Origin of the sequence: Nocardioides sp. URHA0020 (assembly GCF_000620705.1) — a bacterium.
Taxonomy (GTDB): domain Bacteria; phylum Actinomycetota; class Actinomycetes; order Propionibacteriales; family Nocardioidaceae; genus Nocardioides.
This window is the reverse complement of sequence record NZ_KK211166.1, coordinates 349,962-363,426: the sequence shown is the minus strand read 5'-3', so window position 1 is coordinate 363,426 and position 13,465 is coordinate 349,962. Positions and strand designations below refer to the sequence as shown.

Below are 13,465 nucleotides of genomic sequence, written 5' to 3'. Positions count from 1 at the left end.
TTGTCCGGCATCTCAACAAATGAGTGATGACAGTCACAGGGACTGGCGCGCTCGTCGAGGGTCGGGAGGTCGCCGGTGCGCAGCGCCAAGCTCTCCCTCGTCCTGCGCCACCTTCGCGACCACGGCCCGCGCTCCCGGGCCCGGCTGGCCACCGATCTCGACCTGACCCGGTCGGCGGCGTCGGCGCTCGTCGCCGAGCTCTCCGACCTCGGCCTGGTCCGTGCGGCCGGCATCGAGCGCGGGGGCCTGGGCCGCCCGGGCACGTCGGTGGAGCTGGACGGCGCCACCGTGTGCGGCATCGGGGCCGAGCTCAACGTCCACCACGTCGCCGCCCTGGCCCTCGACCTGTCCGGCCGCGTGGTGGCCGAGCACCGGCTGGGGATCGACGCGCAGCAGGAGTCGGTCGAGCAGGTGCTGGACCGTCTGGTCGGCCTGATCCGGCGCACCGACGACGACGTCCGGGCTGCCGGCGGCTACACCGTCGCAGCGACCGTCGGCGTCGCCGGCCTGATCGACCGGCCCCGCGAGGTGCTCACCGTCGCCCCCAACCTGCGCTGGCGCGACGTGCCCGTCGGCGCCGAGCTGCGTGCCCGCCTCGGCGCGCCGTACGCCGTCTCGATCGAGAACGAGGGCAACCTGGCCGCCATCGCCGAGGCCCTGCCTGGTGACCCGAACCGTCAGGACATCCTGGTGATCTTCGGGGAGGTCGGCGTCGGCGGCGGCATCGTCGCGGGCGGTCGGCTGCTCCGCGGGCACCAGGGGTACGCCGGCGAGTTCGGCCACATGATCGTCGACCCGCGCGGCCGCCGCTGCGGCTGCGGTCGGGTCGGCTGCTGGGAGACGGTGAGCGGCCTGCGTGCGCTGCTCGACGCGGCGGCCGACCCCGAGGACGCCGTGCGCGACCCGGCGCTGTCGCTCGACGACCGCCTCGCCGAGCTCAACCGGCGCGCCGACCTGGGCGACACCCGCACGATCGCGGCGCTCGACAGCGTCGGCAGCTGGGTCGGCATCGGCTCAGCCATGCTCACCAACGCGCTCAACCCGTCGGCCATCGTGCTCAGCGGGTACTTCGCCGAGATCGGCCGCCACATGCGCCCCGCGATCGAGGAGCAGCTCCAGGCCGGTGTGCTCGCCCCGCACGCCGGCGGCACCCGGGTGGAGTTCTCGACGCTCGGCTTCACCGCGGCGGTCCGGGGCGGCGCCACCGTCGCCCTCGACGCCGTCTTCGACGACCCCACCGTCGTCGCGCTCCAGCGCGCCGACGCACTCCTGGGAGGAGCCCGATGACCGACGCCCCGACGACGACGGCCCAGCTGCGCATGAGCGGCATCGTCAAGGAGTTCCCGGGGGTCCGTGCCCTCGACGGGGTCGACCTCGACGTCCGACCCGGTGAGGTGCACTGCCTGCTCGGCCAGAACGGCGCGGGGAAGTCGACCCTGATCAAGGTGCTCTCCGGCTTCCACCAGCCTGACGAGGGGACGATCTCCTGGGACGGCGAGGAGACGGCGTTCTCCTCCCCGGCGAAGGCCATCGAGCACGGTGTCGCGACCATCTACCAGGAGCTCGACCTGGTGCCGCACCTCGACGTCACGGAGAACGTCTTCCTCGGTCACGAGGTCTCGCGGGCCGGCTTCACCCAGCGCAGCCAGGCGCACCGCCGGGTCCGCGAGCTGCTGGTCCGCCTGGGGCACCCGGAGATCTCGCCGACCCGGCCCGTGGGCGAGCTCTCGCCGGCCTCGCAGCAGATCGTCAGCATGGCCCGCGCGCTCTCGCACGACACCCGGCTGCTCGTCCTCGACGAGCCCTCCGCCGTGCTCGACCAGGAAGGGGTCACGAACCTCTTCCGGGTGATCCGCGACCTCACGGCCGGGGGCGTCGCCGTGGTCTACATCTCTCACCGGCTCGAGGAGATCCGCGAGATCGGCGACCGGATCACCGTCCTCAAGGACGGCCGCACCGTCGCGACCGGGCTGGCGGTCGCGGAGACGCCGACCGCCGAGCTGATCCGGCTGATGACCGGCCGCTCGATCGAGTACGTCTTCCCGCCCCGCCCCGCGACCGAGACCGACCTCGACGCGCCGGTCCTCGAGGTGCGGGACCTCAGCCTCGCCGGCGTGTTCACGGGAGTCGACCTCACCGTGCACGCCGGCGAGATCGTCGGCCTCGCCGGCCTGGTCGGCGCCGGGCGGTCCGAGATCATCGAGACCCTGTACGGCGCCCGCCGCGCGTCGTCGGGCACGGTCACCGTGGACGGCACCCGGGTACGCCGCGGCTCCGTCACCTCCTCGGTCCGCGCCGGCATGGGGCTGGCTCCGGAGGAGCGCAAGAGCCAGGGGCTGCTGCTCGACGAGGCGGTCTTCAAGAACATCACGGTGTCGTCCATGCGCCGCTTCGCCCGCTTCGGCTTCCTCGACCGGGGCGAGGAGCGGCGGCGGTCCCAGGAGCTGACCACCAGCCTTGACGTACGCCCGGACGGCGTGACCCGCGCCGTGCGAACCCTCTCGGGCGGCAACCAGCAGAAGATCGTGCTCGCCCGGTGGCTGCTGCGCGACTGCCGCGTGCTGCTGCTCGACGAGCCCACCCGCGGGGTCGACGTCGGCGCCCGGTCCGAGATCTACCAGCTCATCCGGTCCCTGGCTGACCGCGGCGTCGCCGTCGTCGTCGTGTCCAGCGAGATCGAGGAGGTCCTCGGTCTCGCCGACCGGGTCCTCGTCGTCCGCGAGGGCGTCGTCGTCCACGAGTCCGCGGCAACCGAGATAGACGAAGCGAAGGTCCTCGACCTCGTGATGGAAGGAAAGGTCCGCGCATGAGCCAGGACAGTGCACGCGTCGAGCAGGCCGCGCTCGAGACAGACCGGGAGCCCAACGCCGTGCTCGCCCTCCTGCGGACCAGTGTCGGCCGCAACGCGGGCCTCGTCGTCGCGCTGCTGCTGATCTGCGTCGTCGGCGCGATCACGGCCGGCGACCGCTTCACCTCGACCGACAACGCGCTCACGATCCTGCGGCTCGCCGCCACGATCGGGGTGGTCAGCATCGGGATGACGTTCGTGATCATCGGCGGCGGCATCGACCTCTCCGTCGGCGCCATCGTCGCGCTCGCGTCGGTGTGGTGCACCACGATCGCCACCCAGCAGCTGGCCGCGGACACGCACTGGATCGTGCTCGTCCTGGTGGCGCTGCTCGTCGGTGCCGCGTGCGGACTCGTCAACGGCCTCCTGATCGCCTACGGCAACATCGTGCCGTTCATCATGACCCTCGCGATGCTGGCCAGCGCCCGGGGCCTGGCCGAGATCATCAGCGACAAGAAGACCCAGATCCTCGGCGCGAACGGCGCCGACGTCAGCGGGTTCAAGGACTTCTTCAACCGCGAGATCCTGGGTGTCGACGTGCAGATCTGGGTCTTCGCCCTGGTCGCCGTCATCGGATGGGTCCTGCTCAACCGCACGACCTTCGGCCGGCGTACGGTCGCGGTCGGCGGCAACCCCGAGGCCGCCCGCCTGGCCGGCATCAACGTCAAGCGCCACACCGTCTACCTCTACGTGCTCGTCGGCCTCTGCGCCGGCATCGCCGCCCTGCTGCTGGTCGCCAAGACCACGACGGGCACCTCGACCCACGGCAACCTCTACGAGCTCGACGCGATCGCGGCGGTGGTCATCGGCGGCACGCTGCTGACCGGCGGACGCGGCACCATCGTCGGCACCGTCCTCGGCGTCCTGATCTTCCAGACGCTCACCAACATCTTCGTCCTCAACAACCGCTCCTTCTCCGAGCAGCAGCTCTTCAAGGGAGCCATCATCGTCGCCGCCGTGCTCCTGCAGCAGCGGTTGGCGTCTCGGAGCAGCACCTAGCAACGCCCGCAGCACCCACCACCGCACCACCTCACATCCGCACCACCCCTCCGCATCACACAAGGAGCACCACCATGTCCCTGCGGTCCACCACCCTGAGGTCCAGGAAGCGCTTCACCATCGGCCTGGTCGCCGGCGTCGCGGCCCTGTCCCTCGCTGCCTGCACCAGCAACGACTCCGGCGGCGGCGACGACGCAGCCAGTGCCCCGACCTCCGCGGCCGCGGCGGGCTCCAACGACGAGTCCGGCGACAAGGTCGTCATCGGCTTCTCCGCGCCGGCAGCCGACCACGGCTGGATGGGCTCGATCACCGAGTCCGCCAAGACGGAGGCCGCGAAGTACGACGACGTCGAGCTCCGCGTCGCCGACGGCACCAACGACGTGTCCGTCCAGATCAGCCAGGTCGAGACGTTCATCAACGACAAGGTCGACGCGATCGTGCTGCTGCCCTTCGACGGCGCCGCCATGACCCCAGTCGCCCTCAAGGCGATGGACGCCGGCATCCCGGTCATCAACGTCGACCGTGAGTTCGACGACCCCAACGCCGCCCGCGTCACCGTCCTCGGTGACAACTACGGCATGGGCGTCTCGGCGGGCGCGTACGTCTGCGAGCAGGCCGACGGCAACAAGGACGCCGTCGTCGCCGAGATCGCCGGCATCGACTCGCTGCCGTTGACGCAGGAGCGCAGCAAGGGCTTCAAGGACGCGCTCGCCGAGTGCGGTCTGAACGTCGACAACCGCGTCGCGGCAGACTTCACGGTCGAGGGCGGCTCGGACGCCGCGGAGCAGCTGCTCCAGGCCGCGCCGAAGATCGACTACCTGTGGAACCACGACGACGACCAGGGTGTCGGTGTCCTGGCCGCGATCGACAACGCGGGTCGTGACGAGTTCACGATGATCGGCGGCGCCGGGTCGAAGAACGCGATGGAGGCCATCAAGTCCGGCGACAGCGTCCTCAAGGCGACGGTCATCTACCCCTCGACGCAGGCTGCTGACGGCGTCAAGCTGGCCCGGCTGCTCGTCCAGGGCAAGTCCATGAGTGACCTGGTCGAGGTGGAGGTGCCCCGCACCGTCCAGCTGTACGCCCCGGTCGTCACCGCGGACAACGTCGACCAGTTCATCGGCACCGCCTTCACGTCCTGACCGACACCTGCCCGCCCCCGGCCCCTCCGTCAGGCCCGGGGGCGGGCACCCCCACCCGGGAGTCATCATGACCGATCCGAGCAGTTCCCTGCGCGTCGCGATGGTCGGCCACGCGTTCATGGGCAACGCCCACTCGCAGGCCTGGCGCACCGCGCCCCACTTCTTCGACCTGCCCCGGCACCCCGAGATGACGGTGGTGGTCGGCCGCGACGCCGGCCGTGCCGCCGAGGCCGCCGCCCGCCTCGGCTGGGCCGAGAGCTCGACCGACTGGCGCGAGGTCGTGGCTCGTGACGACATCGACGTCGTCGACATCTGCACCCCCGGTGACACCCACGCCGAGATCGCCATCGCCGCGCTCGCCGCCGGCAAGCACGTGCTGTGCGAGAAGCCGCTGGCCAACACCGTCGCCGAGGCCGAGGCGATGACCGCCGCGGCCGACCAGGCCCGCGCTCATGGGGTGCGCGCGATGGTCGGCTTCACCTACCGGCGGGTCCCGGCCATCGCCCTGGCGCGGCAGCTGGTCGCCGAGGGTCGCCTCGGCGACATCCGCCACGTCCGCGCGCAGTACCTCCAGGACTGGATCGCCGACCCCGAGGCCCCGCTGTCCTGGCGGCTCGACAAGGCCAAGGCCGGCTCGGGCGCGCTCGGCGACATCGGCGCGCACATCGTCGACCTGACCCAGTTCATCACCGGCAGCCGCATCACCGAGCTCACCGGCCGCCTCGAGACGTTCGTCAAGGAGCGGCCGTACGCCGCGGGCGACACCTCGGGCAGCCTCGGGGGAGGCGGCTCGAGCGTCGAGCGCGGCCCGGTCACCGTGGACGACGCCGCGTCGTTCCTGGCCACCTTCGACGGTGGTGCGATGGGCGTCTTCGAGGCGACCCGCTTCGCGACCGGACGCAAGAACGCCATCCGGATCGAGGTCAACGGCTCGCTCGGCAGCCTGGCCTTCGACTTCGAGGACATGAACGTCCTGGAGTACGTCGACGCCCGCGACGATGCCGAGATCGCCGGCTTCCGGCGGATCCTCGCCACCGAGCCCGTCCATCCGTACGTCGCCGCGTGGTGGCCGCCGGGCCACGGCCTCGGCTACGAGCACGGCTTCACCCACCAGGTCGTCGACCTCGTCACGGCGATCGCCGACGGCACCGACCCCAGCCCGTCGTTCGCCGACGGCCTCAACGTCCAGCGCGTGCTGGACGCCGTGGAGACCAGCTCCCTCACCCGCACCTGGCAGGAGATCCAGCAGTGACCGACCGTTTCACCCCCACCCCCGACGACAAGTTCTCCTTCGGCCTCTGGACGGTCGGCTGGCAGGGCGTCGACGTGTTCGGGCCCGCCTCACGCGACCTCCTCGACCCGGTCGAGGCGACGTACAAGCTGGCCGAGCTCGGCGCGTCCGCCGTCACCTTCCACGACGACGACCTGCTGCCCGACGAGGCCCAGCGCGAGGCCACGCTGGAGCGCTTCCGCACGGCCCTGTCCGACACCGGCCTCGTCGTGGAGATGGTCACGACCAACACGTTCTCCGACCCGGTGTTCAAGGAGGGCGCGATCACGGCCAACAACCGCGAGGTGCGCCGCTACGCGCTGGCCAAGGTGCTGCGCAACATCGACCTGGCGGCCTCGCTGGGGGCGAAGACCTTCGTCATGTGGGGCGGCCGCGAGGGCGCCGAGCACGGCGGAAGCAAGAACGTCGGCGCGGCGATGGACCGCTTCCGCGACGCCCTGAACACCGTCTGCGGCTACGTGCTGGAGCAGGGCTACGACATGCGGTTCGCCCTGGAGCCGAAGCCCAACGAGCCGCGTGGCGACATCCTGCTGCCCAGCATCGGGCACGCGATCGCGCTGATCTCCGAGCTCGAGCACCCGGAGATGGTCGGGGTCAACCCCGAGGTGGGCCACGAGGAGATGGCCGGGCTCAACTTCGCCCACGGCATCGCCCAGGCGATGTGGCACGACAAGCTCTTCCACATCGACCTCAACGGGCAGCACGGGCCGCGCTTCGACCAGGACCTCCGCTTCGGCGCCGGCAACCTGCGCGGCGCGTTCTGGACCGTCGACGCGATGCTCGGCGCAGGCACCGACCGCCGCTACGACGGCTACGTCCACTTCGACTACAAGCCGCCGCGGGCCGAGGCCATGGACGGTGTGTGGGAGTCCGCGCGCGGCTGCATGCGCAACTACCTGATCCTGCGGGAGAAGGTCCAGGCCTTCCGCTCCGACCCCGAGGTCGCGGCGGCCGTCGAGGCGGCCGGCGTCATGGAGCTCGAGCAGCCGACGGTCGCAGCGGGTGAGTCGCTCGACGACGTGCGCAACGCGTCGTACGACCTCGACGCGCTGCGGGCCCGCAGCGTCGCCATGGAGGCCCTCGACCAGCTCGCGATGGAGCACCTGCTCGGCGCCCGCTGAGCGTCGTACCCACGGAAGGACACACCAGATGCCACGACCGATCACGCTGTTCACGGGCCAGTGGGCCGACCTGCCCTTCGAGGAGGTGGCCCGGCTCGCCTCCGGATGGGGGTACGACGGGCTCGAGATCGCCTGCTGGGGCGACCACCTCGACCCGTGGCAGGTCGACGACGACGGCTACGTGCAGGGCAAGCTCGACCTCCTGGACAAGTACGGCCTCAGCGTCTACGCGATCTCCAACCACCTCAAGGGCCAAGCCGTCTGCGACGACCCGATCGACGGGCGGCACGAGGCGATCCTCCCGTCGCAGGTCTGGGGCGACGGCGACCCGGAGGGCGTGCGGCAGCGGGCGGCCGAGGAGATGAAGCTGACGGCGCGCCTCGCGCAGAAGCTCGGTGTCAAGACCGTCGTCGGCTTCACGGGCTCCTCGATCTGGAAGTACGTCGCGATGTTCCCGCCCGCCTCGGAGGAGATGGTCGCCGCCGGCTACCGCGACTTCGCCGACCGGTGGCACCCGATCCTCGACGTCTTCGACGAGTGCGGCGTCCGCTTCGCCCACGAGGTGCACCCCTCCGAGATCGCCTACGACTACTGGACGACCGTCGCCACGATGGAGGCGATCGGGCACCGCGAGGCGTTCGGCCTCAACTGGGACCCGTCGCACTTCGTGTGGCAGGACCTCGACCCGGTCGGGTTCATGTGGGACTTCAAGGACCGGATCTACCACGTCGACTGCAAGGACGCGAAGCGCCAGACGGGCAACGGCCGCAACGGCCGGCTCGGCTCGCACCTGCCCTGGGCAGACCCCCGCCGCGGGTGGGACTTCGTGTCCACCGGCCACGGCGACGTCCCGTGGGAGCAGTGCTTCCGGATGCTCAACACCATCGGGTACGACGGGCCGATCTCGGTCGAGTGGGAGGACGCCGGCATGGACCGGCTCGTCGGCGCCCCGGAGGCGCTGGAGTTCGTCCGACGGCTCGCCTTCGACGCCCCCACAGCCTCCTTCGACGCGGCGTTCGCCACGAAGGAGTAGCACCACGCACACACATGTCCGTCTCGGGAAAGGAACCACGTCATGTGTTTTGGCTATGACGGCGAGGGCGCCCTGCGTCGCTCGCTCGAGGAGAAGGGCGCCAGTCGCCGCTCGATCTTCCGCGGAGCAGCGGTCGGTGCGGCGGGAGTGGCCGGCGCCGCCGTGCTCGGGGGCGGCCTGGCCGCGCCCGCGGAGGCCCACGGGCGTCGCGGCGGCCGCCGGCGGTCGGTCCCGCACGACGAGATCAGCATCCAGATGTACACGCTGCGCGACGCGACCAGCACCCCCGCCGGGGTCGACCTGGTGCTGACGCGGCTGGCGCAGTACGGCTACGAGCGGATCGAGCTGGCCGGCCTCTACGGACGTACGGCGAGGGCCCTGCGCTCCCAGCTCGACGGCCTCGGCATCCGGGCGTCGTCGAGCCACGACGGCATCAGCTCCGACGCGGCCGCGCTGCGGACCAAGCTCGAGAACGCGGTCACGCTGGGCCAGAAGTACGTCGTCGTGCCGTACCTCAACTCGACCTCGCTCTCGGACTGGCAGACCTGGGCCGACCAGATGAACGCCGAGGCGGCGGTCGCCCGGCGGTACGGGCTCAGGTACGGCTACCACAACCACGCGCACGAGTTCACGATCGACCTCGGCGGCGGGCTGACGCCGTGGGAGGTGCTCACGTCGCGGCTCGACAAGCGGCTGGTGCACCTCGAGGTCGACCTCTACTGGGCCTACACGGGTGGCGTGAACACCGGCGCCGCGGACCCGGACAGGTTCGCGATCGACGTGATCCGCGAGGCACCGCAGCAGGTCCGGCAGTTCCACGTGAAGGACCGCGACGCCACCACGGGGGACATGTGCGACCTCGGCACCGGTGTCGTCGACTTCCCGCGGATCTTCCGCAGCCACGAGGTGGAGGAGTACATCGTCGAGAACGACACCCCCGACGTCACGCCGCTCACCAGCGCCGCGGTCGGCCACCTCTACCTCGACCACGTGGAGTACTGACCTCGGTGGTTTCGAGGCTCGGGCCTGGCGGCCCTCGCACCTCAACCACCGAGGCCCGGTGGTTGAGGTGCGAGCGGTGCGGCCGGTCCGGTGGTTGAGGTGCGAGCGGAGCGGCCAGCCACCTCTGCCTCGACCACGTGGAGTACTGACCTCGGTGGTTTCGAGGCTCGGGCCTGGCGGCCCTCGCACCTCAACCACCGATGCCCGGTGGTTGAGGTGCGAGCGGAGCGAGCCTCGAAACCACCACCCTGGGGACAGCGGTCAGGGTGCGTCGTCGGTCGCGGCTAGGGTTCTCGGGTGCCTGACGCCCCCTCTGTGACCGAGCTGCTGTCGACCGCGGTCGGTGCCCTCGGCGGCCAGGAGCGCGCCGGCCAGGTGCAGATGGCGGAGGCCGTCACGCACGCGATGGAGCAGGACCAGCACCTGCTCGTCCAGGCCGGCACCGGCACCGGCAAGTCGCTGGCCTACCTGGTGCCGAGCCTGCTCCACAAGGACCGCGTCGTGGTCGCCACGGCGACGCTCGCGCTCCAGCACCAGCTGGTCGAGCGCGACCTGCCGCGGCTGGTCGAGGCGGTGAAGGACAGCGGCGTCGACACGTCGTATGCCGTGCTCAAGGGCCGCTCCAACTACGCCTGCCTGCACCGCATCCGCGAGGGCGTGCCCGACGAGCAGGGCGCGCTGGTCGAGCTGCCCGAGGGATCGCTCGGCAAGAAGGTGCTCGAGCTGCGCGCGTGGGCCGAGAAGGAGGTCGAGGGCAAGGGCAGCGGCGAGCGCGACAACGCTCCGCGGCACACCGACCGCGAGTGGCGCCAGGTCAGCGTCAACCACCGCGAGTGCCTGGGCGCGGCCAAGTGCCCCTTCGGCCAGGAGTGCTTCGCCGAGCTCGCCAAGGAGAAGGCGCACCGCTCCCACCTGGTCGTCACCAACCACTCGCTGCTGGCGATCGACGCCATCGAGAGCGTCCCGATGATCCCGGAGTACGACGTCGTGGTGATCGACGAGGCCCACGAGCTGACGACCCGGGTGACCCAGGCGGCCACCGACGAGCTCTGGGCCGCCGAGGTCGAGCGGGCCGCGCGGCGCAGCCAGCGCCACGTCGAGGGCGACCAGGCCAACGACCTCGCCGACGCGTCCGACGCGCTGCGCACGGCGATCGCCGAGGCGAGCCCGGGTCGCTTCGAGCGGATCCCCGAGCAGCTCTCCGACGCCCTCGTGCTCGTGCGTGACGCGGCCCGCGCGTGCGTCTCGGCGTACCCCAAGGCCGGTGAGGACGCCGATGCCGGGCTGACCCAGGCCAAGGGCGCCGTGCAGGAGGTGTTCGCGACGGCCGAGCGGATGGCCGCCGACCTCGACAGCGACGTGCTGTGGATGTCGGAGGGCACCGAGCGGATGCCGCCGCGGCTCTGCGTCGCACCGCTGCAGGTGTGGGGACCGATGCGCGACAAGCTGCTCACCGACAAGACGGTCGTCTTCACCTCGGCGACGCTGATGCTCGGCGGCGACTTCGCCTCGGTCGCCACCAGCGTGGGGCTCAAGCCCACGGAGCGGGTCCTCGAGGGCGCCGCGCCGGCCCCGCAGGGCGACGCGATGCCGTGGCGCGGGCTCGACGTCGGCAGCCCGTTCGACTACGGCCGCCAGGCGATCCTGTACGTCGCCAAGCACCTGCCGCCGCCCGGCCGCGACGGCATGAGCAAGGCGACGCTCGACGAGATCATCGAGCTCGTCGACGCGGCCCAGGGTCGCACCCTCGGGCTCTTCTCCTCGCGGCGCGCTGCGGAGGCCGCGGCCGAGGCGGTGCGCGAACGCCTGCCGCACCTGACGACGCTCGCCCAGGGCGACGCGCAGCTCCCCGAGCTCGCCGCGCAGTTCGTCGGGGACCCGCACACCTGCCTCTTCGGCACTCTGAGCCTGTGGCAGGGACTCGACGTCCCCGGCGACACCTGCCAGCTCGTGCTGATCGACCGGATCCCGTTCCCGCGGCCCGACGACCCGTTGCTCAGCGCCCGGCAGAAGGCGGCCGACCAGGCCGGCGGCAACGGCTTCATGCAGGTGGCGGCCACCCACGCGGCGCTGCTGCTCGCGCAGGGCGCCGGCCGGCTGATCCGGACCCACACCGACCGGGGCGTCGTCGCGGTGCTCGACGCGCGGCTGGCGACGGCTCGCTACGGCAGCTTCCTCAAGGCGAGCCTGCCGCCGATGTGGACGACGACCGACCCCGCCGTCGTACGCAAGGCCCTGCAGCGGCTCTCAGCGGAGCGCTGAGAGCCGGTAGCCCATGAGCCGGTCGTTGTCGCGCGAGACGCCGGAGCAGGAGTACTCGACCTGGTAGCCGTCGTAGACGGTGTGCCGGCCGCACGAGCGGTAGCGGATGCCGGCGTTGGAGAGGGTCAGCTCGACCTTGCGGACCTTGCGCGCGTCGAAGCTCAGCGCGGTCGCGCCGTTGCCGTACCTCGAGAGCCGGATCCACTTCCGCTTCGGCGCCCCGGTCTTGCCGTACGACGTGACCAGTGCGGCGGACCCGAGCTTGGTGCTCGGCAGGTTCACGGCGATGCGGAGCCGGTAGCCCTTCATCGCCTTGCTCGGCACCACGGCGACCGTCGTCGTGGCCAGGTGGTCGAGGCGCGTCGCCTGGTGGCCGGTGCTGCGCTTCGTGGTGGTGAGGCTCCAGCGCTTGGCCAGCGGCGCCTGCGGGTAGGCCGCGCCCTCCTGGTACGAGCGGCCGGGACGGCGGTTGGCGTCGCCGAAGGCGGCGTACGTCCGCCGCAGGTCGGTGCCGCGGGCGTGGAGCTCCTTGTTGACCGCCTGGATCGAGTAGACGGTCCTCGACGCCGCGCGCTCCCAGATCCGGCGGATGATCACCGGGAGGCCGCCCGCGGAGGCGGGGTAGCGCTCGGAGAGGTAGCGGAAGAAGATCCACTCGCCGTACTGGCGGTAGTTGTTGGGGCTGAACTGGTCCAGCGGCTGCCGCGGCTGGCTGAGCGGGCTCTGGCCGAAGTACTGGCGGTTGTCGTTGATGCTGTCGTAGACCTCGTCCTCGGCCCAGGTCGCCGTCGCCTCCATGAACCAGGCGTCCTCGCGCACGTCGTACGCGAACTGGGTGGCGTGGAAGAGCTCGTGCGCGGCGGTCACCCGGAGGTTCTCGCGCGGGGTCCGCTGGGGGAAGGTCGAATAGCTGTGGTCCAGCGCGCAGTACGCCGGGACGCGGGCCGGTCCGCTGGTGGGCGGCGTCTGGGAGGAGCCGCAGAAGCCGTAGAGGCCGGGCTGGCCGGCTGCCTCGAAGTCGACCAGGTAGATGTCGAGCAGGCCCGACCCGGTGTGGGAGGCGTCGTTGCCCCGGGTGCCGTCCGACAACGGCGCCCGATAGCCAGCGGCGGCGTAGGTCCGCAGCACGTGCTGGGTGTCCGCGCCGACCCAGTTGACGTACGACGAGGTCACCTCGCCGCTCTCCCAGTGCACCAGCACCTTGCCGAACTGCTTGGCCCTCTGGTTGTGCCAGCCGTAGACCTGGGGCGGACGCTGGAAGTACGTCGCCGCCCGGGCCTGGTCGCGCGCCGACAGGTCGCCCACGCGCAGGCGCAGGTCGCGCAGGGCGAGGGTCAGGTCGCGGCCGTCGCCGGTCGCCTCGGGCGCATCCTCGCCGGCCTTCTGGTCAGCCTCCTGCTCGGCGGCCTGCGCGGGCGAGGGGTCGAGGATCGACTGCACCTCGTCCAGCGCAGCGGTCGCCGCATCGGTCGCCGCGTCGTCGCTCGTCGCCGGTGCGCTGACCGTCCTGGAGGAGTCCTCGTCTGCCTGCGCTGGCGCGACGACGGCCCCACTGGCGAGAGCGGCCACGAGCAGGCCGACCGCGGGCAGGGTCAGTCGTCCGAGAGAGATGTGCACGTCTCCACTGTCCCCGATCCGGCCAAGAAACACCCAACCTGCGAGCACCGGGCGTTTCGCCCGATGCTGGTCCGGCGGCGAAGGCAGTGCGGTCGGGCCCGGTAGGGAAGGCAGGGCGTTGAGGTGCGGGGGTCTCGCCGGGCCTTGGCG

10 protein-coding genes are annotated in these 13,465 nt (G+C 71.5%); 9 read left to right on the top strand and 1 reads right to left on the bottom strand.

Translation table 11 applies throughout. From position 1 onward, the window contains the following. Positions 1 to 75 precede the first annotated feature (75 nt). From N542_RS0106165 to N542_RS0106125, 9 genes are all read left to right on the top strand, one after another. Positions 76 to 1,287 carry an ROK family transcriptional regulator gene (locus tag N542_RS0106165; protein WP_197025877.1) on the top strand — a complete coding sequence of 404 codons (1,212 nt, stop codon included), beginning with the start codon at positions 76 to 78 and terminating at the stop codon, positions 1,285 to 1,287. Further along, the gene (locus N542_RS0106160) at positions 1,284 to 2,810 is read left to right on the top strand and encodes a sugar ABC transporter ATP-binding protein (protein ID WP_197025876.1); all 1,527 of its coding nucleotides are present in this window, start codon (positions 1,284 to 1,286) and stop codon (positions 2,808 to 2,810) included. The genes N542_RS0106165 and N542_RS0106160 overlap by 4 nt, the downstream gene beginning before the upstream one ends. Continuing rightward, positions 2,807 to 3,847, top strand: coding sequence for an ABC transporter permease (locus N542_RS0106155; RefSeq protein WP_028643175.1), 1,041 nt, complete (start codon positions 2,807 to 2,809; stop codon positions 3,845 to 3,847). The genes N542_RS0106160 and N542_RS0106155 overlap by 4 nt, the downstream gene beginning before the upstream one ends. A 74-nt stretch (positions 3,848 to 3,921) precedes the next feature. Next, positions 3,922 to 4,989: a substrate-binding domain-containing protein gene (locus N542_RS0106150; RefSeq protein WP_028643174.1), complete on the top strand. Its 1,068-nt coding sequence runs from the start codon at positions 3,922 to 3,924 to the stop codon at positions 4,987 to 4,989. A 67-nt stretch (positions 4,990 to 5,056) separates the two neighbouring features. Beyond that, positions 5,057 to 6,241 carry a Gfo/Idh/MocA family protein gene (locus N542_RS0106145; protein ID WP_028643173.1) on the top strand — a complete coding sequence of 395 codons (1,185 nt, stop codon included), beginning with the start codon at positions 5,057 to 5,059 and terminating at the stop codon, positions 6,239 to 6,241. Beyond that, positions 6,238 to 7,401 (top strand): xylose isomerase, encoded by a 1,164-nt coding sequence (gene xylA / locus N542_RS0106140; protein ID WP_028643172.1) that lies wholly within the window; start codon positions 6,238 to 6,240, stop codon positions 7,399 to 7,401. Before N542_RS0106145 ends, xylA begins: the two co-directional genes overlap by 4 nt. A gap of 28 nt (positions 7,402 to 7,429) precedes the next feature. Continuing rightward, the gene (locus N542_RS0106135; protein ID WP_028643171.1) at positions 7,430 to 8,434 is read left to right on the top strand and encodes a sugar phosphate isomerase/epimerase family protein; all 1,005 of its coding nucleotides are present in this window, start codon (positions 7,430 to 7,432) and stop codon (positions 8,432 to 8,434) included. Positions 8,435 to 8,476: 42 nt separating this feature from the next. Next, positions 8,477 to 9,436, top strand: coding sequence for a sugar phosphate isomerase/epimerase family protein (locus N542_RS0106130; RefSeq protein ID WP_028643170.1), 960 nt, complete (start codon positions 8,477 to 8,479; stop codon positions 9,434 to 9,436). Positions 9,437 to 9,733: 297 nt separating this feature from the next. Beyond that, entirely contained in the window at positions 9,734 to 11,698 is a 1,965-nt protein-coding gene (locus tag N542_RS0106125; RefSeq protein WP_028643169.1) for an ATP-dependent DNA helicase, read from the top strand. Here the strand turns inward: N542_RS0106125 and N542_RS0106120 are convergent. Then, the gene (locus N542_RS0106120; protein WP_028643168.1) at positions 11,684 to 13,315 is read right to left on the bottom strand and encodes an MXAN_6640 family putative metalloprotease; all 1,632 of its coding nucleotides are present in this window, start codon (positions 13,313 to 13,315) and stop codon (positions 11,684 to 11,686) included. The genes N542_RS0106125 and N542_RS0106120 overlap by 15 nt on opposite strands. Positions 13,316 to 13,465: the final 150 nt, after the last annotated feature.

Bases quoted from the DNA above. Each gene is read 5' to 3' on its own strand.
- N542_RS0106160 (WP_197025876.1), top strand. From the start codon at position 1,284: ATGACCGACGCCCCGACGACGACGGCCCAGCTGCGCATGAGCGGCATC.
- N542_RS0106155 (WP_028643175.1), top strand. From the start codon at position 2,807: ATGAGCCAGGACAGTGCACGCGTCGAGCAGGCCGCGCTCGAGACAGAC.
- N542_RS0106150 (WP_028643174.1), top strand. From the start codon at position 3,922: ATGTCCCTGCGGTCCACCACCCTGAGGTCCAGGAAGCGCTTCACCATC.
- N542_RS0106145 (WP_028643173.1), top strand. From the start codon at position 5,057: ATGACCGATCCGAGCAGTTCCCTGCGCGTCGCGATGGTCGGCCACGCG.
- N542_RS0106135 (WP_028643171.1), top strand. From the start codon at position 7,430: ATGCCACGACCGATCACGCTGTTCACGGGCCAGTGGGCCGACCTGCCC.
- N542_RS0106130 (WP_028643170.1), top strand. From the start codon at position 8,477: ATGTGTTTTGGCTATGACGGCGAGGGCGCCCTGCGTCGCTCGCTCGAG.